The organism is Azospirillum sp. Sh1, from assembly GCF_008365135.1.
Taxonomy (GTDB): domain Bacteria; phylum Pseudomonadota; class Alphaproteobacteria; order Azospirillales; family Azospirillaceae; genus Azospirillum; species Azospirillum oryzae.
Map to the genome: position 1 here is coordinate 176,698 of NZ_VTTK01000007.1, position 24,648 is coordinate 201,345.

At 70.0% G+C, this 24,648-nt stretch carries 19 protein-coding genes; 12 read left to right on the plus strand and 7 right to left on the minus strand.

All coding sequences use genetic code 11. The annotated features are described in order from the left end of the window. Positions 1 to 2: 2 nt before the first annotated feature. From FZ029_RS09930 to trpB, 4 genes are all read right to left on the minus strand, one after another. Entirely contained in the window at positions 3 to 1,364 is a 1,362-nt protein-coding gene (locus FZ029_RS09930; protein WP_149269091.1) for a folylpolyglutamate synthase/dihydrofolate synthase family protein, read from the minus strand. Positions 1,365 to 1,398: 34 nt separating this feature from the next. Further along, positions 1,399 to 2,439, minus strand: a complete 1,041-nt coding sequence (gene accD, locus FZ029_RS09935) for an acetyl-CoA carboxylase, carboxyltransferase subunit beta (protein WP_149269092.1) — start codon at positions 2,437 to 2,439, stop codon at positions 1,399 to 1,401. Between the two features lie 155 nt (positions 2,440 to 2,594). Beyond that, complete coding sequence (gene trpA / locus FZ029_RS09940) at positions 2,595 to 3,443, minus strand: tryptophan synthase subunit alpha (RefSeq protein ID WP_149269093.1); 849 nt, start codon at positions 3,441 to 3,443, stop codon at positions 2,595 to 2,597. Between the two features lie 8 nt (positions 3,444 to 3,451). Further along, entirely contained in the window at positions 3,452 to 4,669 is a 1,218-nt protein-coding gene (gene trpB / locus FZ029_RS09945) for a tryptophan synthase subunit beta (protein ID WP_149269094.1), read from the minus strand. A gap of 237 nt (positions 4,670 to 4,906) precedes the next feature. On the opposite strand from trpB, the gene FZ029_RS09950 reads away from it, so the two are divergent. Then, positions 4,907 to 5,785, plus strand: a complete 879-nt coding sequence (locus FZ029_RS09950) for a response regulator (protein WP_149269095.1) — start codon at positions 4,907 to 4,909, stop codon at positions 5,783 to 5,785. A gap of 15 nt (positions 5,786 to 5,800) precedes the next feature. On the opposite strand, the gene FZ029_RS09955 is transcribed toward FZ029_RS09950, so the two are convergent. Continuing rightward, positions 5,801 to 6,010: a cold-shock protein gene (locus tag FZ029_RS09955; RefSeq protein ID WP_109152670.1), complete on the minus strand. Its 210-nt coding sequence runs from the start codon at positions 6,008 to 6,010 to the stop codon at positions 5,801 to 5,803. A gap of 288 nt (positions 6,011 to 6,298) precedes the next feature. Further along, on the minus strand, positions 6,299 to 7,720 hold the full coding sequence (locus FZ029_RS09960) for a sigma-54 dependent transcriptional regulator (RefSeq protein ID WP_149269096.1): 1,422 nt from the start codon (positions 7,718 to 7,720) through the stop codon (positions 6,299 to 6,301). Between the two features lie 237 nt (positions 7,721 to 7,957). Here FZ029_RS09960 and coaBC point away from each other — a divergent pair, with 237 nt between their 5' ends. From coaBC to FZ029_RS09985, 4 genes are all read left to right on the plus strand, one after another. Further along, positions 7,958 to 9,181: a bifunctional phosphopantothenoylcysteine decarboxylase/phosphopantothenate--cysteine ligase CoaBC gene (gene coaBC, locus FZ029_RS09965; RefSeq protein ID WP_149269097.1), complete on the plus strand. Its 1,224-nt coding sequence runs from the start codon at positions 7,958 to 7,960 to the stop codon at positions 9,179 to 9,181. 172 nt (positions 9,182 to 9,353) lie between these two features. Next, positions 9,354 to 9,809 (plus strand): dUTP diphosphatase, encoded by a 456-nt coding sequence (gene dut / locus FZ029_RS09975; RefSeq protein ID WP_149269098.1) that lies wholly within the window; start codon positions 9,354 to 9,356, stop codon positions 9,807 to 9,809. Between the two features lie 151 nt (positions 9,810 to 9,960). Then, entirely contained in the window at positions 9,961 to 13,728 is a 3,768-nt protein-coding gene (locus tag FZ029_RS33915; RefSeq protein WP_282184136.1) for an ATP-binding protein, read from the plus strand. Between the two features lie 261 nt (positions 13,729 to 13,989). Further along, positions 13,990 to 16,200, plus strand: a complete 2,211-nt coding sequence (locus FZ029_RS09985) for a PAS-domain containing protein (RefSeq protein ID WP_247892238.1) — start codon at positions 13,990 to 13,992, stop codon at positions 16,198 to 16,200. A gap of 175 nt (positions 16,201 to 16,375) precedes the next feature. Here FZ029_RS09985 and FZ029_RS09990 read toward each other — a convergent pair whose 3' ends face one another. Next, entirely contained in the window at positions 16,376 to 17,413 is a 1,038-nt protein-coding gene (locus FZ029_RS09990) for an NAD(P)/FAD-dependent oxidoreductase (protein ID WP_149269101.1), read from the minus strand. Between the two features lie 288 nt (positions 17,414 to 17,701). Here FZ029_RS09990 and FZ029_RS09995 point away from each other — a divergent pair, with 288 nt between their 5' ends. From FZ029_RS09995 to FZ029_RS10025, 7 genes are all read left to right on the plus strand, one after another. After that, a complete protein-coding gene (locus FZ029_RS09995; RefSeq protein WP_149269102.1) occupies positions 17,702 to 18,130 on the plus strand; it encodes a hypothetical protein in 429 nt (142 codons plus the stop codon). A gap of 81 nt (positions 18,131 to 18,211) precedes the next feature. Then, on the plus strand, positions 18,212 to 18,709 hold the full coding sequence (gene tsaE, locus FZ029_RS10000) for a tRNA (adenosine(37)-N6)-threonylcarbamoyltransferase complex ATPase subunit type 1 TsaE (protein WP_149269103.1): 498 nt from the start codon (positions 18,212 to 18,214) through the stop codon (positions 18,707 to 18,709). Next, a complete protein-coding gene (locus tag FZ029_RS10005) occupies positions 18,709 to 19,749 on the plus strand; it encodes a phosphotransferase (RefSeq protein WP_247892239.1) in 1,041 nt (346 codons plus the stop codon). The genes tsaE and FZ029_RS10005 overlap by 1 nt, the downstream gene beginning before the upstream one ends. A 1-nt stretch (position 19,750) precedes the next feature. Continuing rightward, positions 19,751 to 20,503 (plus strand): nucleotidyltransferase family protein, encoded by a 753-nt coding sequence (locus tag FZ029_RS10010; RefSeq protein WP_149269104.1) that lies wholly within the window; start codon positions 19,751 to 19,753, stop codon positions 20,501 to 20,503. A gap of 174 nt (positions 20,504 to 20,677) precedes the next feature. Further along, positions 20,678 to 23,641: a double-strand break repair protein AddB gene (gene addB, locus FZ029_RS10015; protein WP_149269105.1), complete on the plus strand. Its 2,964-nt coding sequence runs from the start codon at positions 20,678 to 20,680 to the stop codon at positions 23,639 to 23,641. 147 nt (positions 23,642 to 23,788) lie between these two features. After that, the gene (locus FZ029_RS10020) at positions 23,789 to 24,004 is read left to right on the plus strand and encodes a hypothetical protein (protein ID WP_188051889.1); all 216 of its coding nucleotides are present in this window, start codon (positions 23,789 to 23,791) and stop codon (positions 24,002 to 24,004) included. A gap of 36 nt (positions 24,005 to 24,040) precedes the next feature. Next, complete coding sequence (locus tag FZ029_RS10025) at positions 24,041 to 24,586, plus strand: hypothetical protein (protein ID WP_149269107.1); 546 nt, start codon at positions 24,041 to 24,043, stop codon at positions 24,584 to 24,586. The last annotated feature ends 62 nt before the right edge of the window (positions 24,587 to 24,648 follow it).

Consider the following 24,648-nt stretch of genomic DNA (forward strand, 5'->3'; position numbering starts at 1 on the left):
CCTCACCCGTTGTCCGCCAGCACCGAGCCCGCGAGGTAGAGCGAGCCGCAGATCAGCACGCGCGCCGGAGTCCGCCGGCCCGCCACCAGATCGGCGAGGGCGGCGTCCACGCTGTCGGCGGCGCCGTGGTCGCGGATGCCGCAGAGCTTGGCGGTCTCGCAGGATTCTTCGGCGGTGAAGCTGGCTTCCTCACCCGGAATCGCCACCGCGCGCAGGGCATGGGTGAAGGGGGCCAGCGGACCCAGGAACTCGAACGGGTCCTTGCTGGACAGCATGCCGTAGATCAGCAGAAGCGGCAGGGCGGGGCCGCCCCCCGATCCCTCATTGGGCTGGCCGTCATTGGGCTGGCCACGCGACCAGTCGACCGCCTGACGGGCCAGAACCTCCCCGGCGGAATCGTTGTGGCCGCCGTCCAGCCAAAGTTCCCAGCCCGGCGGCAGGCCCTCGGCCAGCGGGCCGCGGGTCAGGCGCTGCAGACGCCCCGGCCATTCGACGGTGGCGAGGCCGCGGCGCACCGCGTCGTCGTCCACCGCCAGCGGCAGATGGTCGAGACAGGCGATGGCGACGCCGGCATTGGTGATCTGGTGGACGCCGGCCAGCCCCGGCATCGGCAGGTCGAGCTTGCGCTTCGCGCTCTCGAAGCGGAAGCCATCCGGACGCTCTTCCACCGACCAGCTCTGGATGGGCGCGGCGATGGCGTTGGCGCGCAGCTTCAGCACTTTCAGCGCGTCGGCTTCCGGCTGCGGGGCCAGCACCACCGGGACGTGGGGTTTGAAGATGCCGGCCTTCTCGCTGCCGATCTCCAGCAGCGACTCACCCAGGAACTGGCGGTGGTCGTAGGAGATGCGGGTGACCGCCGTCACCGCCGGCTTGTCCACCACGTTGGTGGCGTCCAGCCGCCCGCCCAGCCCGGTTTCCAGCAGGACCACGTCGGCAGGCACGCGGGAGAAGGCGAGGAAGGCGGCGACCGTCGTCACCTCGAAGAAGGTGATCGGATGGCCGGCGTTGGCAACCTCGCATTCCTCCAGCAGGGCGGCCAGATGGTCGTCGTCGATCAGCCGGCCGGCCAGGCGGATGCGCTCGTGAAAGCGCACGAGGTGCGGCGAGGTGTAGACATGGACGCGGTGGCCGGCCGCCTCCAGCATCGCGCGCAGGAAGGCGACCGTCGATCCCTTGCCGTTGGTGCCGGCGACATGGACCACCGGCGGCAGCTTGCGCTCCGGATGGTCCAGCGCCGCCAGCAGACGGCGCACCCGGTCCAGAGACAGGTCGATGACCTTGGGATGAAGCCCCTTCAGTCGGTCCAGCACCGGGTCGGAACGGGTCGCGGCTGGGCGGGAGAGTGGAAGGGCGGCATCGATCATGATCGTCTCTGGTCGGATGGACGGGGGGTGCCGGTCAGTCGTCGCCGGCCTGGACGGGAGCCGCCGGCTGAGAAGACGACTGCTGGGAAGACGCCTGCTGCGTCGCCATCGGCTGGGCCGCGGTCGCCTGTGTGGCCGGCTGCGTGACCGGCTGGGGCAACTGGGCCGGCTCGCCGTCGGCCGCCTGGGCGGCGGACAGGTCGATGTCCTCCACCACCGTGTCGAGGCGCGGCGTCATCAGCAGGCCGATGGTGCGGACCAGCGTCGGGCGCAGGTCGCGGCGGTGGACGACCATGTCGACCATGCCGTGTTCCAGCAGGTACTCGGAGCGCTGGAAGCCTTCCGGCAGGGTCTCGCGGATCGTGCTCTCGATCACGCGGGCGCCGGCGAAGCCGATCTGCGCGCCCTTCTCGGCGATGTGGATATCGCCCAGCATGGCGAAGCTGGCGGTGACGCCGCCGGTGGTCGGGTCGGTCAGCACGACGATGTAGGGCAGGCCGGCTTCCTTGACCATCTCCACCGCGATGGTGGTGCGCGGCATCTGCATCAGCGACAGGATGCCTTCCTGCATGCGGGCGCCGCCCGAGGCCGGGACGACGATCAGCGGCGCGTTCTTCGCCACCGCCAGCCGGGCGGCGGTCAGCAGCCCTTCGCCGACGGCGATGCCCATCGACCCGCCCATGAAGCCGAAGTCGAAGGCGGCGACCACGGCGGCATGACCGCCGATGCGGCCTTCACCCACCACGATGGCGTCGGTGCGGCCGGTCTTGGTCTGGGCTTCCTTCAGGCGGTCGGTGTAGCGCTTCTGGTCACGGAACTTCAGCGGGTCGGCGACCGACTTCGGCAGTTCCACGGCCTCGTAGGCACCGTCGTCGAACATCGACTCCAGCCGCTTGACCGGGTCGAGCCGCATGTGGAAGCCGCAATGCTGGCAGACGTGCAGGTTCTCTTCCAGCTCGCGGTGGAACAGCATCGACTCGCAGCTCGGGCACTTGTGCCAGAGGTTGTCGGGCACTTCCTTGCGGGCATAGAGCGCGCGGATCTTGGGGCGGACGTAGTTGGTAAGCCAGTTCATGGAACGCCTTTCAACGACATGGCGGTACGCCGAAGCCCGGCGCCGGCTGGACATCGGGTCCGTGCCGCACCGGGCTCTTCAGCCGTTCGTCGCCATGAGCGATCGTGTTGCAGGTGTCGTAAAGCGGTTTGCCGCCGTTGTAAACCGTCCGTCCCTCACCCCCGCGCCGCGCGCACCCCGGCGGCCAGTTCGCCGACGAAGCCCAGCACGTCCTCGACCGTCCCCGGCTTGACACCACCGGACGCGTCGATCCCATCGGCCAGACGGGTGACGATGGCGGAGCCGACCACGGCGGCGTCGGCGACGCGGGCAACCTCGGCGGCCTGATCCGGCGTCTTGATGCCGAAGCCGACGGCGACCGGCAGGTCGGTGTGGCGCTTCAGCCGGGCGACCGCCGCGTCGATGGCGGTGTTCGACGCGCTGGCGGTACCGGTGATGCCGGCGATCGACACGTAATAGACGAAGCCGGAGGTGTTGCGCATCACCATGGGCATGCGCGCCTCGTCGGTGGTCGGCGTCGTCAGGCGGACGAAGCTGACCCCGGCCTTCAGCGCCGGGATGCACAGCTCCTCGTCCTCTTCCGGCGGCAGGTCGACGACGATCAGCCCGTCCACCCCGGCCTCGCGCGCGGCGGCCAGGAAGGGCTCCACCCCATAGGCGTGGATCGGGTTGAAATAGCCCATCAGGATGATCGGGGTGTCGGCATCCTGCTTGCGGAAGCCACGGACCATCTCCAGCGTCCTGCGCACCGTCATCCCGGCCTTCAGCGCGCGCAGCGAGGAGGCCTGGATCGCCGGGCCGTCGGCCATCGGATCGGTGAAGGGCATGCCCAGCTCGATCAGGTCGGCGCCGGCGGCCGGCAGGCCGTTCAGCACCGCTTGCGAGACGGCGGGATCGGGGTCGCCGGCGGTGATGAAGGTGACCAGACCGGCGCGGCCCTCCGCCTTCAGCGCGGCAAAACGGCGGGCGATGCGGCTGTCGGCCAGGACGTCCACGCTCTTCATGACGGCGCTCACAGTTCCACTCCCAGATGCTTGGCGACGGAGAAGATGTCCTTGTCGCCGCGGCCCGACAGGCACAGCACCATCAGGTGGTCCTTGGGCAGTTTCGGTGCGCGCTTGATGACCTCGGCAAGGCCGTGGGCGGATTCCAGCGCCGGGATGATACCCTCGGTGCGGGCGCAGAGCTGGAAGGCGTCCAGCGCCTCCTGGTCGGTGGCATAGGCGTATTCGACGCGGCCCACGTCATGCAGCCAGCTGTGCTCCGGCCCGATTCCGGGATAGTCGAGGCCGGCGGAGATCGAGTGGCCTTCCAGGATCTGGCCGTCCTCGTCCTGCAGCAGGTAGGTGCGGTTGCCGTGCAGCACGCCGGGGCGGCCGCCGTTGATCGAGGCGGCATGGTCGAGCGGCCCCTTCTCGATGCCGCGGCCGGCGGCCTCGACGCCGATCATCTGCACGGTCGGTTCGTCCAGGAAGGGATGGAACAGGCCGATGGCGTTCGACCCGCCGCCGACGCAGGCGACCAGGCTGTCGGGCAGGCGGCCTTCCTGCTCCTGCATCTGGGTGCGCACCTCGTCGCCGATCACCGACTGGAAGTCGCGGACCATGGCGGGATACGGGTGCGGGCCGGCGGCGGTGCCGATGATGTAGAAGGTGTCGGCGACGTTGGTGACCCAGTCGCGCAGCGCCTCGTTCATCGCGTCCTTCAGCGTGCCGCTGCCCGACGTCACCGGGCGGACCTCCGCCCCCAGCAGCTTCATGCGGAAGACGTTGGGCTGCTGGCGGGCGATGTCGGTCTCGCCCATGTAGATGACGCAGGGCATGTTGTAGAGCGCGCAGACCGTCGCGGTCGCCACGCCATGCTGGCCGGCGCCCGTCTCGGCGATGATGCGGGTCTTGCCCATGCGCCGGGCCAGCAGGATCTGGCCGATGCAGTTGTTGATCTTGTGCGCGCCGGTGTGGTTCAGCTCCTCGCGCTTGAAGTAGATCTTGGCGCCGCCCAGCTGCTCGGTCAGCCGCTCGGCGTAATAGAGCGGGTTGGGACGGCCGACATACTGCTTCAGCTGCTGGCGCATCTCGCCTTCGAAGGCGGGATCGGCACGCGCCTCGCGATAGGCCTTCTCGACCTCCAGGATCAGGGGCATCAGCGTCTCGGCGACGAAGCGGCCGCCAAAGATTCCGAAATGCCCGCGCTCGTCGGGACCGGAGCGGTAGGTGTTCAGTTTGGTCATCGTCTGCGGCACTGCCTGAAGTCGAAGGGAAGCTGGTGTCGGGCGGGCGGCACTTCCGGTCCGGACGCCGGCCAAGCGCGACACCATACCGGCGGGACGCGCCGATTTGAAGCGCCGGGCCACGGAGATCCGCGAAATCCACCCGTCCGCATACATTCCGCTTAGATGGAGCGGGGCTTTGCAGCGGCAAGGCCGCGCCCTTACACTGGCCCTTTCTTTATCGCGGAGCCTCTTCCGATGACGCAGCGGACGCCGCCGTCGCTTCTCCCCACGGATGCCCAGCCGGCATCGCGCCGGATTCTGGTGGTGGAGGACAGTCCGCTGAACCAGATGCTGGTCACCGCCATCCTGGCCCAGGCCGGCCACCGCGCCGACACCGCGAACAACGGGCTGGAGGCGGTGATGGCGGCGCAGGCCGGCGGCTATGACCTGATCCTGATGGATCTGTCGATGCCGGAAATGGACGGGCTGACCGCCACCCGGCTGCTGCGCGACCTGCCGGGACCGGCCGGCCGGGTTCCGGTGGTCGCGATGACCGCCGACACCGACGAGGCCGACCGCGTCCGCTGCCAGGACGCCGGCATGAACGACCATGTCGCCAAGCCGGTGGACCGGGTGCTGCTGCTGGAGACGGTCGAGAAGTGGCTGCGGGCGGTGCCGGACCGGTCGGCCGGCTTCGGCGCTTGCGCCCCGGCGGCGCCGGCGGCGGCGGGCGAGGTGCTGGACCGCGAGGTGCTGGCGCAGCTGGCCCAGGATCTGGATGCGGAGCTGCTGAACGACGTGCTGCGGCAGTTCGTGGAGGAGACGCGGGAACGGGTGGCGCGCATCGCCGGGGAGACCGACCGCGCCGTCTTGACGCGCGAGGCGCACACGCTGAAAAGCACCGCCGGGACCTTCGGCGCCCGCGCCCTGTGCAGCGCCGCCCGCGCGCTGGAGATGGCGTGCCGGGCATCCGTCGCGGAACCGAAGGGGGCAAAGGGAGAAGGGGCGGGAGAAGGGGTGGGAGAAGGGGGGGGAGACGGGACGGCGGACGCGGTGGAGAGGCTGCGCGGCGAGATTCCCCAACTGGCCGGGGACGCCATCGCGGCCTACCGCGCCGCCGGATATCCGGTCTGAGTCAGCGCGGGCTCGTCACTCGACGACGCTGATGTTCACCGCCGAGTCCTTGCCGTTGTTGCCCCGCTCCACCTCGAACTGGACGCGCTGGCCTTCCGACAGGGCATGCAGGCCGGAGCGCTGGACCGCGGTGATGTGAACGAACACGTCCTTCGAACCGGCCTCCGGCGCGATGAAGCCGTATCCCTTGGTGGTGTTGAACCATTTGACGGTGCCGTTTGTCATGGGCCTCCCCCTAGTCACTGCGAAGCTGGTCTTTGCAAAGCACATGGGTCCGGGATTGCCGGCATCGGCCGCGCCGTGAGGCCTGCCGGGCAAGCGGAACCAAGACATTGTGCGGGGAGGCTAGCCGCATGCTGTGGTTGCGGGCAATTCCATCTCACGGCATAGGACCAACGACGGCCGACTTCAGAATCGAATTACGACCAAGGCGGCAACGCTTTATCGAAGGGTATTAGCCCGTTTCTTTTATGCCTGCGGATAGAAGCAAGAAATCCTTGCTGAAATAAAGGCTTATATTCTCCCTTCGGCCTGCCAGGCCAAACGTTTGCGGTAGATCGTCGAGGCGCTGATCTGCAGCAGGGCGGCGGCGCGCGGGATGTTGCCGTCGCAGGCGGCGATGGCGTCCTCGATGGCGTCCTTCTCCACCTCCCACAGCGGCTTGATGGAGTCCGGGGAAGGCGGGACATGCGGGCGCGGGAGCGGAAGGGCGCCGGCCGGCGCGGCGGCGGTGGCGGCATGGACCGACACCGGCTGCGGCGTGCCGAGCGGCGGCGGCAGCATCTCCGGCATCACCGTGTCGCCGTCATGCAGCACGGCGACGATGCGCACGACGTTCTGCAACTGGCGGACGTTGCCCGGCCAGTGATAATGGCGCAGCGCCTGCTCCACCTCGGGCGAGAAGCGGGTGAAGCCCTTCTTCTCCTCCTTCGCGAACTCCGCCAGATAGTGGCGGGCGATCTCCAGCACGTCGTCCTCGCGCTCGCGCAGCGGCGGCAGATGGATGGGGATGACGTGCAGGCGGTAATAGAGATCCTCGCGGAACCGCCCCTCCTCCACCTCGCGCAGGGGGTCGCGGTTGGTGGCGCAGACGATGCGCAGATCGACCTTCTCCAGCTTCGACCCGCCGACGGGGGTGAAGGTGCCGGTCTGGATGAAGCGCAGCAGCTTGGTCTGCAGGTCGGGCGCCAGTTCGCAGATCTCGTCCAGGAACAGGGTGCCGCCGTCGGCGCGCGCCGCCGCGCCCTCGCGGTCGGACACCGCCCCGGTGAAGCTGCCCTTCACATGGCCGAAGATCTCGCTTTCCATGAGATCCTTCGGAATGGCGCCGCAGTTGATGGCGATGAAGGGGCGCGAGGCGCGCTGGCTCTGGCGGTGGATCGCCTCGGCGCAGACCTCCTTGCCGGTGCCGGATTCGCCGGTGATGAAGACGGTCGCGCGCGATGAGGCGGCGCTGTCGACGATGCGGTAGACCGCCTGCATCGCCAGCGACGAGCCGATGAAGCCGTGATAGCGGGCGCGGTTCAGGTCCTTCTCGAAGGTGTCGACCAGCTGGGCCAGCCGCAGCCGCTCCATCGCGTTGCGGACCGTCACCACCAGCCGGTCGGCGGAGAAGGGCTTCACCAGGAAATCATAGGCGCCGTAGCGCATCGCCTCCACCGCCGCCTTCACCGAGCCGTGGGCGGTGATGACGATGACGGCGCATGGCAAGGCCTGGGCATCGATGCGTTTCAGCACCTCCATCCCGTTCATGTCCGGCAGCTGCAGATCCAGCAGCACGACCATCGGCGCGCCGTCGTTCAGCTGCGCCAGCGCGTCGGCCCCGGTCTCCACCGAGATGACGGCGTGGGATTCCTTTTTCAGGTATTCCGCATAGACACGGGCCAGCGACGGCGTGTCTTCGATCAGCAGGACGGGAATGGAACCTGGCGGCATGCTGTGGGTGACACGCGAAGGGTGGAGACGGAACAGCTCCTATTGTCTAACAGATAATTCCGAAAATCCCACCTTTACGCGCATGGCCGGCAGCGCGAACACATCGAAATCACCGTCGGACGGAGTGTGTCGCGGCGGCGCCGCTTGCCGGGGGCGGCGCGATGAACTATCAGCAGCGGGCATGGGATGTCGGGAAACAGGCATCGGGAAACGGGCGTCGGATAGAGGGGGTTCGCCATGGCCGATCACGCCATTCTGGCCGGCAAGCGCGTTCTGCTGGTCATCGCCGGCGGCATCGCCGCTTACAAGAGCCTGGAGTTGATCCGCCGCCTGCGCGAACGCGGCGTGACGGTGCGCGCGGTGCTGACCGAGGCCGGCGCCCGCTTCGTCACCCCGTTGTCGGTACAGGCGCTGACCGAGGATACCGTCTACCGCGACCTGTGGTCGCTGACCGACGAGTCGGAAATGGGCCACATCCGCCTGTCGCGCGAGGCCGACCTGCTGGTGGTGGCGCCGGCCACCGCCAACCTGCTGGCGCGCATGGCCGGCGGCATGGCCGACGATCTGGCCGCCACCGTGCTGCTGGCCACCGACAAGCCGGTGCTGGTCGCCCCCGCCATGAATGTGCGCATGTGGCAGCATGCCGCGACCCAGGCCAACATGGCGCTGCTGGAAAGCCGCGGCGTGCTGCGCGTCGGCCCCAACGACGGGGTGATGGCCTGCAACGAATACGGCCCCGGCCGCATGGCAGAGCCGATGGAGATCGTCGACGCCATCGCCGGCTTCTTCGCCGCGGAGTCCCACCGTCCGCTGGCCGGCCGCCGCGCCATCGTCACCAGCGGCCCGACGCACGAGCCGATCGACCCGGTGCGCTACATCGCCAACCGCTCGTCGGGCAAGCAGGGGCACGCCATCGCCGCGGCGCTGGCGACGCTGGGGGCCGAGGTGACGCTGGTCAGCGGCCCGACCCGGCTGCCCGACCCTGCCGGCTGCAAGGTCGTCCATATCGAGACGGCTCGCGAGATGCTGGCGGCCTGCGAGGCGGCGCTGCCGGCCGACATCGCGGTCTGTGCCGCCGCGGTGGCGGACTGGCGAGTCGACGGTGCGTCCGACCGCAAGCTGAAGAAGGACGGCGGCGACCCGCCGGCCCTGGCCCTGACCGAGAATCCCGACATCCTCGCCACCCTGTCCAGGCCGGGCGAGCGCCGCCCGGCGCTGGTGGTCGGCTTCGCGGCGGAGACCGGCGACGTGCTGGCCTACGCCACCGCCAAGCGCGCCCGCAAGGGCTGCGACTGGATCGTCGCCAACGACGTCTCGCCCGGCACCGGAACCTTCGGCGGTAGCGACAACACCGTCCACCTGATCCGCGCCGACGGCGTCGAGTCGTGGCCGACCATGCCCAAGGACGCCGTCGCCACCCGGCTGGCCGAAGCGGTGGCGGGGTATTTCGAGGGGAAGTAGCGTCTACTTAGAGCCCCCACTCTGCGGTGCCCCCACCCTAACCCTCCCCCGCTGGGCGGGGGAGGGGACAAGCGCTTGTACGGGAAAGCGGCGGCAGTCCCTCCCCCGCCCAGCGGGGGAGGTTAGGTGGGGGCAATCGTAAGCCTGAACGTCAACACCACAGGACCCACCCATGTCCCCCACCGTCGCCTTCCTCCGCCTGCCCGGCAACGATGACCTGCCGCTGCCCTCCTACGCCACCGGGGGAGCCGCCGGGTTCGACCTGCGCGCCGCGGTGCCGGCCGACGCTCCCCTCGTGCTCGATCCCGGCAAGCGGGTGCTGGTGCCGACCGGCTTCGCCGTCGGGCTGCCGGCGGGGTGGGAGATGCAGATCCGGCCGCGTTCCGGGCTGGCGGTGAAGAACGGCGTCACGGTGCTGAACACGCCGGGCACCGTCGATTGCGACTACCGCGGCCCGGTTGGCGTCTGCCTGATCAATCTGGGCGAGGAGCCCTTCACCATCGCCCGCGGCGACCGCATCGCCCAGGCGGTGATCGCCCCGGCGCCGCAGGCGGCGCTGGTCGAGGTCGCTTCGCTGGACGAGACTGCGCGCGGCGCGGGCGGCTTCGGCTCCACCGGCGTCGCCTGACTTCCCCCTCCCCCGCCGCGCTTTATATGGCATGATCGCCCAGCCGATCGGGGTATGAACGGCAGCGGGCGAGGGAGTGGGCATGCGGAGTCCCCGGCGGAACCTGGGGCGAAAACTGGGGCGGCCCCTGGGGCGGCCCCTGGGGCGGAGCGTGGCGTTCCGCATCCTGGCGGGGTTGACGGTGATCGGCGGATTGGCCGCGGCGACCAGCGTCGTCGCCGTCTCGCTGTTCTCGCGCTTCCACCAGGGATACGAGCAGATCGCCACCGCCAAGGTGCCGGGGCTGGTCGCCGCCGCCCAATTGGTGCAGCAGAGCGGCGCCGTGGCCGCCATCGCCCCGGCCCTGGTCGCCGCCCCCGACCAGAGCGCGCGCGACGCGGTCATGGCGCGGATGGACGGGCAGCTGGCGCGGCTGGAGGAGCTGACGGCCCGGCTGATCGCCCTTGGCGGCACCGTGCGCCATGCCGACCGGGCCGGGAACGGCCATGCCGAGAGCAGCAAGGCCGACCTGGGCGAGCTGGACCGCCGCAAGAACGAACTGGTCGGCACTCTGCTGACCCTGAACGCCCAGGTCCGGCAACAGCTGTCCCTGAGCGCCGAGACCGGCGCCCGCGCCCAGGCGCTGACCGCCCTGACCGCCCGGCTGGCGGCGGCCGGCACGCGGGAGGCCGATGCATCCTGGCCGATGGAACTGCGGGCCGGCTTGCCGGACGCGGAGGCGGCGGATCGCAGCCGTGAGGCGCTGGAGCGCTGGCGCCGCGAACTGACCGGGGCGGCGACCACGCTGCTGGCGGCGTTGCAGGCAGAGCGCGACGGCGACCGCGACGGCCAGTTCGACCGCTTCCGGGCCGACACCCGCGCCGCGCTGGACACTGCCGCCGAGGCGCTGGCCCTGCTGCCGGCCGAGCGCGCGGCGCGGCTGGAACCTCTGCAGCGCGAGGTGGCGGAACAGGCCTTCGGTCCATCCCCCCTGTTCGCCCTGCGCGAGGCGGAGCTGTCGCTGCAACGGGCGATCAAGCGGTCGGCGGCGCGCAACCAGGCGGTTTCCAACCAGCTGGTCGGCATCGTGTCCGACTATTTCCTGGCGGTGGAGCAGGACGTCGCCCGCCGGTCGACCGAGTTCGAGCGGGTGATCCGCGACGGCAAGCGGGCGGTGATCGCCATGGCGGTGCTGTCGATCCTGGGGGCCGCCGCCATCTTCGCCTACATCCACCGCAACGTGGTGGCGCGGCTGCGCCGGCTGCGCAGCGCCATGCAGGCGGTGGAGACGGCCGAGCCGGCAGGGATGTCGGATCCGTTGCCCGATCTGGACCTGCCCGCCGTAACCCCGGCCGGCAGCCGGGCCGAAAGTGGGGATGAGATCGGCGAGATGGCCCGCGCGCTGGCCTATTTCGTCACCGCCATCCGCGCCCGCGAGAGCGCGCTGGCCGAGGGCGAGCGCCGGCTGCGCACCATCCTGGAGCAGAGCCCGGTCGGCGTCTCCATCCGCCGCGCCGACGGCACCGTCGCCTTCGCCAACGCCCGCGCCGCCGAACTGGCCGGCCGGCCGCTGGAGGAATTCGTCGGCAGCCGCCACGCGCCGGTCCTGCCCGCCGGGGCGATCGGCCAGAGCGGCCGGGAGCCGGAGAGCGGCGGCGTGCTGGTGCGCGATGCCGAGGCGGCGGTGGACCGCCCCGACGGCAGCCGGGTCTGGGCACTGAAGACGCTCCAGCGCACCAGCTTCGAAGGCGAACCGGCGGTGCTGGCCTGGAGCTACGACATCACCGCGCGCAAGCAGGCGGAGGAGGCGCTGCGCGCCGCCAAGGAGCAGGCGGAGATTGCAGCCCGGTCGAAGGCGGAATTCCTGGCGACGATGAGCCACGAAATCCGGACGCCGATGAACGGCGTGCTGGGCATGCTGGAACTGATGGCGCTGACCCCGCTGGACGAGGAGCAGCGCACGCTGGTCTCCACCATGCGGGACAGCGGGGTGGCGCTGCTGCGGATCATCGACGACATCCTGGACCTGTCGAAGATCGAGGCGGGGAAACTGGAGCTGGAGGACCTCGACCTGCGCCCGGCGGAGCTGGTGGAGGGGGTCGCCGACCTGCTGGCGCCCCAGGCCCACCAGAAGGGGTTGGCGCTGATCTGCGACATCGACCGCTCGGTGCCGGAGCGGCTGCGCGGCGATTCCGGCCGGCTGCGCCAGATCCTGTTCAACCTGACCGGCAACGCCATCAAGTTCACCGACCGCGGCCGGGTGGTGCTGCGCGTCCATGCCGCCGATTCCACCCTTTCCGACCCGGCAGGGCCGGACCATGTCCGCCTGCATGTCGCGGTGGAGGACAGCGGCATCGGCATCGGGCCGGAGGGGCAGGCCCGGCTGTTCCAGCCCTTCAGCCAGGCCGACAGCTCCACCACGCGGCGCTTCGGCGGCACCGGGCTGGGTCTGGCGATCTGCACCCGGCTGGTCGAACGGATGGGCGGGCGGATCGGCGTCTCTTCGGTGCCCGGCCGCGGGTCGACCTTCTGGTTCACGGTGGACCTGCCGCGCGCGGGAGAGCCGGCGCCCGCCTCATCACCCGCTCCGGCGCCGCTGGACGGCCTGTCCGTTCTGGTCGTCGACGAGGACGAGGTGCAGCGCGCCGTGCTGGCCCGCTATCTGGAGCAGGGCGGCGCGACCGTGACGACCGCCGCGATGATGGCCGATGCCGCATCGAAGCTGGGGCGCGGCGGCTATGGGCTACTGGTGACCACCACGGCGCTGGCCGGGCGGCTGGAGCCGCTGGCCGGCGCCCGCTGTCCCGGCCTGCCGCGGCTTCTGCTGGGCGATGGGAGGGCAGGCGGCGGTACGGTCGCCTCTCCCCACACGGCATCAGGCCAGACGGCGGGGCTGGTGCAGCCGGTCCACCGCACCACCCTGATCCGCGCCGCCGCGATCCTGACCGGCCGCAGCGCGCCCGAGGCTGCCGGCCCCGCGGCGGAGGCTCCCTGCCTGCCGCCACCGGTTCCGGCCGGCCGGGAAGCGGACGGCCCCGATACGGACGGCTGGCCGCTTCCCCCCGCCCGGCCGGCCGGATCGGGCCCGATCCTGGTGGCGGAAGACCACCCGACCAACCAGCAGGTCGTGCTGCGCCAGCTGCGCCGGCTGGGTTATGCGGCGGAGCTGACGGCCGATGGCGAGCAGGCGCTGGCGGCATGGCGGCGTGGACGGCACCGGCTGGTCATCACCGACTGCCACATGCCGGCGATGGACGGCTATGAACTGGCCCGCCGCATCCGGGCGGAAGAGGATGGCGGGCAGCGGGAAGAAGGGCGGCGGGAAGGCGGGCGGCGGCACACCCCCATCGTCGCCATGACCGCCAACGCCCTGTCCGGCGAGATGGAACGCTGCCTTGCCGCCGGCATGGACGATTACCTCGCCAAGCCGGTGACGCTGGCCCAGCTCTCGCGCGTGCTCGCCCGCTGGCTCGACCCTCGCATGGTCCCGGAGGTGCGGACGCCGCAGCCGCAGCCGGCGCCGATGGAGGAGGAGGCGCTGCCGGTGCTCGACCTCGACCATGTGCGCGAGACCTTTGGATGCACGGGCGGCGGCACGGAGGGGAGCGGCCTGGATGCCGGCACGCTCGACATGATGGATTTCTTCATCGAGACGACTCGGCCCACGCTGGAGCGGGTGCGGCAGGCCCTGGACGCCGGGGAGATGGAGGAGGCGCGGGCCGCGGCCCATTCGGCCGCGGGGGCGGCGCGGACCGCGGGAGCGCGGGCGCTGGCCGCCGCCTGCACCGCGCTGGAACGCGCCATCGTCGAGGCGCGCGTGCCGGATGTCGAGCGGCACGCCCACGCGATGGCCGCCGCCTTCCCGAAGGTCGAAAAGGCGATTCATGACCTGCGTCACACGAAAGAGACGGTGCCCAGCCCGGAAGAGACCATGGCGTAACCGGACGTGCCGGAGCAAAAACTACCTGGGCGGGAAGGGAATCTCGGAAATGCGCAAAGCGGACGGGTGTTCGCTTGTCGGTGGGAGAGGGCTGAACTACTCTGCGCTTCTTGATTCATTTCGACAGATTCGGCCGGGCCATCGAAAAGCCCGGCGGTCCCGGGGGTGAAAAGCGTGGTCGGTCTCGCTGGCTTCTTTTGGAACAAGGAATCCCGGCGCCAAGCCGATCACGCCGCCGCAGACCGTGACCGATGGCGGGCCATGCTGGCCGCCGCGCCGCACCCCTGGTGCGTCTGGACGGACCAGGGCGAGAGCGCGTTATCGGACGACGCCGCGGCCCTTCTGGGCATCTGCAATGCCGACGACCTGACCGCTTGCCTGACGGTACCGGACCTCGCCCCCGCACTCTCCCGCCTGCGCCGGGACGGCGAGCCCTTCCGCTGCGAGGCGGCGGCGCCCGACGGGCGGCGGCTGGTGCTGACCGGCCGGCGCGGACAGGCCGGCGATACCCATTGCGACGTGGTGTGGATCGAGGATGTGACCGTCGCCCGCGACGCCGCCAGCGATGCCACGCGGCGTCAGGAGCAGGCGACGGGGGCCGCGCGCTCCCGCCTTGCCGAGTTGCAGGCGATGGCCGATGCGCTGCCGGTGCCGGTGTGGATGCGCGACCGCTCGCTGCGGCTGTCCTGGTGCAACCGCGCCTATGCCCGCGCCGTCGACGGCGATCCCGACACGGTGGTGACGGAGGGGCGGGAGCTGACCGCCGCCGGCCGGGCGCTGGCCGAACGGGCGCGCAGCGGCGGCTTCGCCCAGTCCGACCGCGCCCCCGTGGTGATCGGCACCGAACGCCGCCTGCTGGAGGTGACGGAGGCCCCGCTGCCGCTGACCGACGGCGGCGGCACGCTGGTGGTCGGCTATGCCCTCGACCTGACCCCGCTGGAGGAACTGCGCGGCGAGCTGGACCGCCACCTGACCGCCCATGCGGAGGTGCTGGAGCGGCTGGGCACCGCCATCGCCATCTTCGGCCCCGACACCCGCCTGACCTTCTTCAACCAGGCCTATGCCCGGCTGTGGGAGCTGGACGAGGCGTGGCTGCGCACCGAACCGACCAACGCCGAACTGCTGGAGGAGCTGCGCGCCCGCCGCCGCCTGCCGGAATATGCCGACTACCAGACCTTCAAGCGCGAGCGGCTGACCCGCTACACCCATCTGGTGGAACCGGTGGAGGAGATGCTGCACCTGCCGGACGGCACCACGCTGCGCCATCTGGCCGCGCCGCACCCGCAGGGCGGGCTGATCACCATCCTGGAGGACGTGACCAACACGCTGGCGCTGGAATCCTCCTACAACACGCTGATGGCGGTGCAACAGGAGACGCTGGACAATCTGGCGGAGGGCATCGCCGTGTTCGGCGGCGACGGCCGGCTGAAGCTGTCCAACCCGGCCTTCGCCCGCATCTGGGATCTGGCCGACGGCGACCTGCACGGCGAACCGCACATCGCCGACGTCATCGAACGGATGCGCCCGCTGCTGGAGATGCAGTTGGCGGAAAAGATCGCGGAAAAGGTCGCCGACAGGCCGGGCGAAGCCGCCACCTGGGAGGCGGTGAAGGAGGAACTGATCGGCGCCACGCTGGAGCGCAGCGTCCGCTCCGGCCGGGTGGAGCGCAGCGACGGGTCGGTGGTGGAGTTCTCCACCCTGCCGCTGCCCGACGGGGCTGTGCTGAACAGCTACCTCGACGTCACCGACGGCGCCCGGCTGGAGACGGCGCTGCGCGCCTCCAACGCGGCGCTGGAGGCCGCCGACCAGCTGAAAAGCGAGTTCATCGCCAACGTCTCCCACCATCTGCGCACGCCGCTGAACGGCATCATCGGCTTCGCCGAGATGCTGGCGAACCAGTATTTCGGCGAACTGAACGACCGGCAGATGGAGTATGTGCGCAGCATGCTGACGGCCGGCCAGCGCCTGCTGGAACTGATCGACGACGTGGTCGACCTGACCAGCCTGGGGGCCGGCGTCACCACGCTGGACCGCGGCGCGGTCAACCTGCCCGACCTGCTCGAGTCGGTGGCCGGCCTGACCCGCGACTGGGCGCGGCGCGAGGGGCTGCGGCTGGAGGTGGTGGCGCCGGAGGCGCTGGGCGAGATGGAGGGTGACGGCAAGCGGCTGAAGCAGGCGCTGTTCACCCTGGTGGTGGGCGCCATCCGCAACCCGCCGTCCGACCGCCGCATCCGCCTGGCCGGGGAGCGGCTGAACGGCAGCATCACCCTGTCGGTCAGCGGCGCCGCCGCGCCCGACGCCGACCCGCAGGGTGCGGCAGCGCTGGGCGTGTCGCTGGCCCGCAACGTGGTGGAACTGCATGGCGGCCGGCTGGAACTGGACGAGACCGGCGGCGCTGGGGTCTACCGCAGCGCCCATGTCCGCTGCATCATGCCGGTGCGTGCCCCGGTGAATGGGGTGAAGGCGGAGTAGAATCTGTCAGTCCTTACCGGACGATCTTCGGCCGTCATCCCCGCGAAGGCGGGGAACCAGGAAACCCAGCACATAAGTAGCTGAACCGGCTGGATTCCCGCCTTCGCGGGAATGACGGCCGAGAAAGGTTCGAGTTTCGAGCTTCCTTCGGCAGCCGCGAGCGCCCGAACGCCGCTCACGCCGCGCCGGGGACACCCTTCGAGGTCGAGTATTCGAAGTGCAGCGCCTCGCCAGGATAGACCAATGGGCGGATTGCATGGGCGGATTGCGCTGCTTCGGCGAAGCCGCAGAGGATCAGCTTCAGCTTGCCGGGATATGTCGCGATGTCGCCGATGGCGAAGACGCCCGGAACGTTGGTGGCGCAACCGGGCTGGGCCACCGCGATGTGGCTGCGCTCCAGATCCAGGCCCCAGTCGGCGATGGGCCCGAGATTCATCGACAGGCCGAAGAAGGCGAGCAGGGCGTCGGCCGGCAGCGCCTTTTCCTCGCCGTCCAGCGTGGCGACGCGCACGGCGGTCAGCTGGCCGTTCTCGCCGTCCAGGCCGGACAGCTGATAGGGCACCACCATCTCGACCCGCCCCTCGCGCACGAGGGCGTCCATGCGGGCGACGCTTTCCGGCGCGGCGCGGAACTTCGGCCGGCGGTGGACGACATAGACGCGCTCCGCCACGTCGGCCAGCGAGATAGCCCAGTCGACCGCGCTGTCGCCGCCGCCGGCGATCACCACCTTCTTGCCGGCAAAGTCCTGGCGGCGGCGCACCATGTAGAAGACCGACTTGCCCTCATACGCCTCCAGCCCGTCGAGCGGCGGGCGGTTGGGGCCGAAGGCGCCGCTGCCGGCGGCGATGATGACCGCCTGGGCGTCGATCTTCGTGCCGATGCTGGTCTCCACCAGCCAGCGCCCGCTGTCCTGGCGCGTCAGCTTCTCCACCTGCTGGCCCAGGTGATAGGTGGGCGAGAAGGGGGCGGCCTGTTCCGCCAGCCGGTCGATCAGGTCGGCCGCCTCGATGGAGGGATGGGCCGGGATGTCGTAGATCGGCTTTTCCGGGTAGAGCGCCGTGCACTGGCCGCCGACCATGTCCAGCGCGTCCACCACATGGCAGCGCATCTTCAGCATGCCGCATTCGAACACTGCGAACAGCCCGACGGGGCCGGCGCCGACGATGACGACATCGGTGGTGAGGACATCGTGGCTGGAGGCGGTCTGCGACATGAAAGCCAATTCCTTGAGACGGGGTGCCGGTTGGAGGATGATGCGGAGGGGTCGACGAACGGTCCTTCCATTGTCCGCATTTCCCGGCCGGGTCAACCCCCCGCAAGGGGAAAGCGGTCCTGTGTCGCGTGCGAGGCGGGGCGGCAGACCGTCGAGGCTGAGCAACAATTTCGCATAAATTCGCTTAAATTTGTCGATTGCACGCGGCGGTGGCGAGGCGGAAAGTGAAGGTCGGCGGCGGATGGCCGGGCTTTCCTTGCCTGGAGGCCGGTCGGATGGAGGCCCGGAATGAAGGAACTTCGGTGTCTGGTCTTCACCGACCAGGAAGTGGTGCGGGCCGTGCTGGACCGGCGGCGGCGGGTGAAGGACACATTGCCGGTCGGCACCGTGTCCAAGATCGTCTATCACCGCAACGAGGGGCCGGAGCAGGAGGGCATCGAAACCCGCCTGAGCATCACCGACGACGACGGCGCGGTGACCGAGCTGGTGCTGGCCGACACCGAGGTGACGGCGGCGCTGGTCGGCTATTGCATGGGCCGGCGCATCCCCCTGCCGGTGGCGTCCGACAAGATGCTGCACCTGATCAACGGCGCGCTGACGCTGATGATCACCATGAACTTCAACAAGGCGCCGCGGCTGGTGGTGGCCGGCGCGGCAGAAGGCGCCGGATCGGGAGTGGCCGACCGGCTGTCGCCCAAGCGGCGGATCGGCCGGTAAGGATCGGTCGGTAAGCCTGCCGCTGAACCACCCTTCTTTCCGGCTTGCGGGCGGGCGGCGGCTTCGCACAGTATCCGCGCCATGTCGGACACTCCCCACCATACCGTCACCCTCCCGCTGCCGGCCATCCCCCTTCCGGATGAGGACGCCACCGCGGCGCTGGGCCGCCGGCTGGGCGCCATTCTGCGGCCGGGCGACCTCGTGGCTCTGCGCGGCGATCTCGGCGCCGGCAAGTCGGCGCTGTCGCGGGCCTTGATCCGTAGCGTCACCCACGAGGACGCCGAGGTGCCGTCCCCCACCTTCACCCTGGTGCAGACCTACGACACCGCCATCGGCCCGGTCTGGCATTTCGACCTCTACCGCCTGTCGGGGCCGGACGAGGTGTATGAGCTGGGCTGGGACGATGCGCGGGCCGAGGCGGTGGCGCTGGTGGAATGGCCGGACCGGCTGGGTCCGCTGCTGCCGCCCGACCGGGTCGAGGTGACGATGGAGCATGACGGCCCCGACGCCCGCCGCGCCACGCTGACCGGCCATGGCGCGCTGGCGGCACGGGTGGCCGCCGCCGACTGGACACTGTGATGGCTGCTGTCATGTCCGTCGCTTCTGCCGCGCGGGAAGACGAGATCGCCGCCTTCCTCGCCGCCAACGGCCTGTCCGATGCAGCACGGGAGCCGCTGGCCGGCGATGCCTCCGCCCGCCGGTATGAGCGCCTTCGCAAGGCGGATGGCGGCACGCTGATCCTGGTGGACACGCCCGCCCCCGCCGACGATCTCGTGCCCTTCATCGCCATCGGCGCCGAACTGGCAGCCATCGGGCTGTCGGTCCCCACCGTGCTTGCCTCCGATGTGGAACGCGGCTTGGCGATCCAGGAAGATTTCGGAAGCAAAACATTCTCCCGCCTGCTGGCCGACGCTGCCGATCCGCAACCGCTCTATCAGATGGCGACCGACGCGCTGATCGTCATCCACCGCGGCTGGCCCGAAGGGGCGGCGCAGCGGCTGGCCCTGCCCGTCTACGATCCGGCGCTGTTCATCGCGCAGACCCGGCTGTTCATCGACGCCTATGTGCCGGTGGTTTTGGGTAAGCCCTTGAGCGATGGGGATCGTTCTGATTTCGATATGGCTTGGCGGACGGTGCTGGAGCCGGTCTGCGCCGGCGCGCCGTCGCTTCTGCTGCGCGACTATCACGTCGACAACCTGATGCGGCTGGATCGGCCGGGGGTGAAGGCCGCCGGGCTGATCGACTTCCAGAGCGCCGGCTGGGGGCCGCGGGCCTACGATCTGGTGTCGCTGCTGGAAGATGCGCGACGCGACGTGACGCCCGATCTGGCAGAGGCGATGGTCGCCCGCTATCTCGCCGCTTTCCCCGAAACCGATGCCGCCGCCTTCCGCCGCGCCATGGCGGTGCTGGGAGCGGCGCGCCACACGCGGATCGTCGCCATCTTCGTCCGTCTGGCGCTGGGCCAGGGGCGGCGGTCCTACCTTGTCCATCTGCCACGGGTCTGGCGTCTGCTGGAGGCCCAGTTGGCGAAGCCGGAGCTTGCACCGGTCGCCGCCTGGTTCGACCGCCATCTGCCGCCCCAGGCGCGTGCCGCCTTCGTCGTTCCGGAGACGATCTGAGATGACCGTGACCATTCCCGATACCGCGCCCCAAACGGCCATGGTGCTCGCCGCCGGCCAGGGCCTGCGCATGCGCCCGCTGACCGACCACATGCCGAAACCGCTGATCCCGGTGCTGGGCAAGCCGATGCTGGACCATGCGCTGGACCGGCTGGCTGCGGCCGGCGTCGGCCGGGCGGTGGTCAACAGCCACTATCTGGGCGCCATGATCGGCGATCATCTGAAGGGCCGGATATCGCCCGCCATCACCCTGTCGCCGGAGGACACGCTGCTGGAGACCGGCGGCGGGGTGAAGAAGGCCCTGCCCCATCTGGGTACGGCGCCGGTCTATACCGTGAATGCCGACATCTTCTGGCTGGACGGGCCGGTGCCGGCCCTGCGCCGCCTAGCATCGCACTGGAACCCGGCGGAGATGGACGCGCTGCTCCTGCTGATGGCGACGACCAAGTCGGTCGGCTATGACGGGCTCGGCGACTATCACATGGACCCGCTGGGCGGCCTGACCCGTCGCGGCGAGCGCGAGCTGGCGCCCTTCGTCTATGCCGGGGTGCAGATCGTCAAGCCGGAACTGTTCGCGGCGGACACGCCGGACGGCGCCTTTTCCACCAACCTGATCTGGGACCGCGCGCAGCAGGCGGGGCGGCTGTTCGGGCTTGCCCATGACGGCCTGTGGTTCCACATCGGCACGCCCGCCGGGCTTCGGGAAGCGGAGGATCTGCTGGCCATCGGCGGCGTGCGGGCGGTGGCGCATTGAGGGGTTGGCTGAGCTATACTCAATGGGACGTTTTGCCCCCTCCCTAACCCTCCCCCGCTTCGCGGGAGAGGGAACTCCGCCGCTCTTGCACTTACTCCCTCTCCTGCGAAGCGGGGGAGGGTCGGGGAGGGGGCAATCGGCGCCTGCACCATCAAGCACCAGTCCGGACACTCCATGACCCACCCCAAAGTCTACAGCATCCCCGCGGGTGCGCCCTTCGTCGACATGCTGGCGGCGGGGATCATGGAGCGGGTGGGCGGCGACCCGATGGCGCTGGCCGGGGTCACCGTGCTGCTGCCGACGCGGCGCGCCTGCCGGGCGCTGCAGGCGGCCTTCCTGCGCCGCTCGGGCGGGCAGCCGACGCTGCTGCCGCGGATGGCGCCGCTGGGCGAACTCGACGCCGGCGACCTCAGCCTGACCGAGGAGGAGCTGCCCGACGTCCCGCTCGACCTGCCGGAGGCGATCTCGCCCCTGAACCGGCAGATGACGCTGGCGCGGCTGATCCTGGGGGCCGAGGGGCTGTCGGCGACCACGGCGCAGGCGGTGCGGCTGGGCGCCGACCTTGGCCGGCTGATCGACGCGGTGTGGACCGAGCGCGCCGGCTTCGAGAAGCTCGAGTCGCTGGTGCCGGAGGATTATGCCGAGCACTGGCAGGTCACCCTGAAATTCCTGCGCATCATCACCGAAGTGTGGCCCGCCATCCTCGAGTCGACCGGGGAGACCGACCCGGCCAAGCGCCGCAATCTGGCGCTGGAGACACAGGCCGCTCTCTGGCAGGCCGCCCCGCCGCCGGGCATGGTGATCGCCGCCGGCTCCACCGGCTCCATCGCCGCGACGACGGAGTTGCTGGCGGTCATCGCCCGGCTGCCTAAGGGGGCGGTGGTGCTGCCCGGCCTCGACACCGGGGCCGACGACACGATCTGGGACGCCATCGAGGAAGACGAATCCCACCCGCAGCATGGCCTGTCGCAGCTGATCCGCCTGCTGGGCGTCACCCGCGACGAGGTGCAGCCCTGGACCGACGCGACCGAGCCGCGCGGCGCCCGCGCCCGCCTGATCGCCGAGGCGATGCGGCCGGCGGCGACAACCGAGGGCTGGCGCGAGCTGTCCGGGGTGGATGCCTCGGCACTGGACGGGCTGACCCGGATCGACGCCGCCACCTCGGAGGAGGAGGCGCAGGTCATCGCCCTGCTGATGCGCCATGCGCTGGAAACGCCGACCAGGACCGCCGCCCTCATCACCCCCGACCGCAACCTGGGCCGCCGGGTCGCCATGGCGCTGGCGCGCTGGGGCATCCTGGTCAACGACTCCGGCGGCCAGCCGCTCGCCCACACCGCGGTCGGCACCTATCTGCGGCTGACGGCGGAGTTGGTGGCGAGCCGCGTCCATCCGCTGGCCCTGCTGGCGCTGGCCAAGCATCCGATGGCGGCGGGCGGCCGCGACTCCGGAGATTTCCGCGCCGCCGCCCGCGCGCTGGAGCGCATCGTGCTGCGCGGCCCCCGACCGGCCGAGGGCTTCGACGGCGTGCTGGCGGCGCTGGAGCAGGCCGACCGCTTCGACCACGAGGAGCAGCAGGAGTTCCTGCGCGGCTGGCTGGTCGATATCGGCCAGCGCGCCGCCCCCTTCCTGGAGGCGCTGACCACAGACACGCCGCTGGCCGACCTCGTGCGCGCCCATGTCGCCTTCTGCGAATCGCTGGCCGCCGACGACGAGTTGACCGGGGCGGAGCGGCTGTGGCGCCAGGACGACGGCGAGGAGGCGGCGCGCTTCGTCCACGACCTGCTGGATGCGGCGGAAGGTTTCCCGGCGATCCCGGCCAAGGATTACCCGGCGCTGCTTGACGCGCTGATGAGCGCGCGGGCGGTGCGCCCCCGCTATGGCCTGCACCCGCGCCTGTTCATCCTCGGTCCGATGGAGGCGCGCCTCCAGCATCTCGACCTGACCATCCTGGGCGGGCTGAACGAGGGGACATGGCCGCCGGCCGCATCGGCCGATCCCTGGATGTCGCGGCCGATGCGGCGCGATTTCGGCCTGCCCAGCCCGGAACGGCTGGTCGGCATGTCGGCCCACGACTTCGCCCATGCCTGCGGCGCGCCCGAAGTGGTTCTGACCCGTGCGGCGCGCGTGGAGGGGACGCCGACCGTGCCGTCGCGCTGGCTGCTGCGGCTGGAAACCGTGCTGAAGGCGGTGGAGCTGGACGGTGTGATCGAGGAGCGCGGCGCCTGCTGGCTCGGCTGGGCGCGCGGGCTGGACGAGCCGGACCGGGTGCAGCCGGTGGCGGCGCCGGAGCCGCGACCGCCGTTGACCGCCCGGCCGCGCAAGCTGTCGGTGACGGCGGTGGAAACTTGGATGCGCGATCCTTACGCCATCTATGCGCGCTACACCCTGGATCTGAACAAGCTCGACCCCATCGCCGCCGATCCGGGGGCGTCCGACCGCGGCCAGATCATCCACGACACGCTCGACGCCTTCGTCCGCGAGTATCCGGGGCCTCTGCCGCACGATGCGCTCGACCGGCTGATCGCGCTGGGGCGGGAGCGCTTCGGCCCGCTGCTGCGCAGCCATCCCGACGTCTGGGCCTTCTGGTGGCCGCGCTTCGAGCGGGTGGCCGGCTGGTTCGTCGATCTGGAGCGCGAGCGCCGGCCCCGCCTCCGCCCGCTGGCGACCGAGGTGCCGGGCCGGCTGGAGCTGTCCGGCCCCGGCGGCCCCTTCACTCTGACCGCCAAGGCCGACCGCATCGACCGTGGTCCCGACGGGCTGGTGGTGATCGACTACAAGACCGGCACCCCGCCGAGCACGCGCGAGATCGAGCTTGGCTTCGCCCCTCAGCTGCCGCTGGAGGCCGCCATCGCCGCGGCGGGCGGGTTCAGCGGCGTGGACAAGGGCGCGGTGGCGGAGTTGACCTTCTGGCGCCTGTCCGGCGGCGATCCGGCCGGCGAGGAGAAGCCGGTGAAGGGAGACCCGGCGGTATTGGGTGAAGAGGCGCGGGCCGGGCTGGAGGCGCTGATCGCGCAGTTCGACAACCCGCACACGCCCTACCGCTCGCGTCCAAGGCCGGCCATGGCGCCGCGCTATACCGACTACGCCCATCTCGCCCGTGTCCAAGAATGGTCGTCGGGCGGCGGGGAGGGAGAGTAAGAGGGATTTTTCTCAACCGTATCCTTGTGGAAGGAGAGAAATCACGATACTTTTATACGCAGATGGTCGAAATCCACCGGGGCTCGACGAAATCATTTTCGGAGCGGGCCTAGGGGGATTCTGATCGTCTCGATTCTTTGAATCCCGATGGTCGTCATGCCCAACGCTCGCAACACCGAGACACACCTTCCGATTCCGCCTGCATCAGCGCTGGATGGCTGGAAGGTGAAGAACAACAGCGCTCCCTTCAGCGAGGAAGCGGCGTTGCGCTATCTGGCACAGAACGAAAGCCAGTTTGTCGAGCGTGTCGCAAGCATCATCGACAACGCTCTTGGCAACAGCGATTGCGCCAAGAAGCCTTGAGTCCACTCAGCCCAGAGGCCCAATCCGACGATACCGATGTCCATCGCTGAAGACTCGCGCGAACTACGGCGTCGGCGGCTGCTTGTGGAGGTCGGCGAACAGACCGCACGCGTGGTCAGCGACGAGATCAGGCAGCGCCATGGGACAGAAGCCCACATTCGGTTCAATGCTCATGCGCTCTGCATTGACAAAATCATCGAACGATATTTTCGACGGGTCGATGCATTCAAAGGTAACAATGATTTCCGCGAAGGCGACCTGATTAATTTTTCAAAGATCGCCGGCCTTTTCACCATCACCATTCTTGAACACAAGAACGAACCGCTGTTCTTCTTATCGGAGGCCATAGCCGGCTCGGTTTACGAGCGGATGATGGTTCCGTTGTTCGTCTATCGGCTGATCGGCGCGATCCTATCGCTCGACCTGACCAGGGTCAGCGGCGAGATCGAGAACGACCTGATGCGCTGCCTTACCCTGCATCCACAGATCAAAGCCGACGCAGACTGGCTGTTCTGGAGCTTCAAGGTCTTGCAGATCGCTTTTGGCGACCCTGCCCTTTCGGCTCCCAACCCCGCCACCTGATCTTTCGCCCTTGCCCTGGCCCCGGCATCTGGACCAGCATCCGGCCCTGCCCCGGCACCGGA

What these genes read in the sequence shown, in the direction of transcription:
- coaBC (WP_149269097.1), top strand. Translation starts at nt 7,958, where the DNA reads ATGGCCGATCACGCCATTCTGGCCGGCAAGCGCGTTCTGCTGGTCATC.
- FZ029_RS09950 (WP_149269095.1), top strand. Translation starts at nt 4,907, where the DNA reads ATGACGCAGCGGACGCCGCCGTCGCTTCTCCCCACGGATGCCCAGCCG.
- tsaE (WP_149269103.1), top strand. Translation starts at nt 18,212, where the DNA reads ATGTCGGACACTCCCCACCATACCGTCACCCTCCCGCTGCCGGCCATC.
- dut (WP_149269098.1), top strand. Translation starts at nt 9,354, where the DNA reads ATGTCCCCCACCGTCGCCTTCCTCCGCCTGCCCGGCAACGATGACCTG.
- FZ029_RS10020 (WP_188051889.1), top strand. Translation starts at nt 23,789, where the DNA reads ATGGTCGTCATGCCCAACGCTCGCAACACCGAGACACACCTTCCGATT.
- FZ029_RS09995 (WP_149269102.1), top strand. Translation starts at nt 17,702, where the DNA reads ATGAAGGAACTTCGGTGTCTGGTCTTCACCGACCAGGAAGTGGTGCGG.
- trpB (WP_149269094.1), bottom strand. Translation starts at nt 4,669, where the DNA reads ATGACCAAACTGAACACCTACCGCTCCGGTCCCGACGAGCGCGGGCAT.
- FZ029_RS10005 (WP_247892239.1), top strand. Translation starts at nt 18,709, where the DNA reads ATGGCTGCTGTCATGTCCGTCGCTTCTGCCGCGCGGGAAGACGAGATC.
- FZ029_RS09990 (WP_149269101.1), bottom strand. Translation starts at nt 17,413, where the DNA reads ATGTCGCAGACCGCCTCCAGCCACGATGTCCTCACCACCGATGTCGTC.
- FZ029_RS10010 (WP_149269104.1), top strand. Translation starts at nt 19,751, where the DNA reads ATGACCGTGACCATTCCCGATACCGCGCCCCAAACGGCCATGGTGCTC.
- accD (WP_149269092.1), bottom strand. Translation starts at nt 2,439, where the DNA reads ATGAACTGGCTTACCAACTACGTCCGCCCCAAGATCCGCGCGCTCTAT.
- trpA (WP_149269093.1), bottom strand. Translation starts at nt 3,443, where the DNA reads ATGAAGAGCGTGGACGTCCTGGCCGACAGCCGCATCGCCCGCCGTTTT.
- FZ029_RS09960 (WP_149269096.1), bottom strand. Translation starts at nt 7,720, where the DNA reads ATGCCGCCAGGTTCCATTCCCGTCCTGCTGATCGAAGACACGCCGTCG.
- FZ029_RS09955 (WP_109152670.1), bottom strand. Translation starts at nt 6,010, where the DNA reads ATGACAAACGGCACCGTCAAATGGTTCAACACCACCAAGGGATACGGC.
- FZ029_RS09985 (WP_247892238.1), top strand. Translation starts at nt 13,990, where the DNA reads ATGCTGGCCGCCGCGCCGCACCCCTGGTGCGTCTGGACGGACCAGGGC.
- addB (WP_149269105.1), top strand. Translation starts at nt 20,678, where the DNA reads ATGACCCACCCCAAAGTCTACAGCATCCCCGCGGGTGCGCCCTTCGTC.
- FZ029_RS10025 (WP_149269107.1), top strand. Translation starts at nt 24,041, where the DNA reads ATGTCCATCGCTGAAGACTCGCGCGAACTACGGCGTCGGCGGCTGCTT.
- FZ029_RS09930 (WP_149269091.1), bottom strand. Translation starts at nt 1,364, where the DNA reads ATGATCGATGCCGCCCTTCCACTCTCCCGCCCAGCCGCGACCCGTTCC.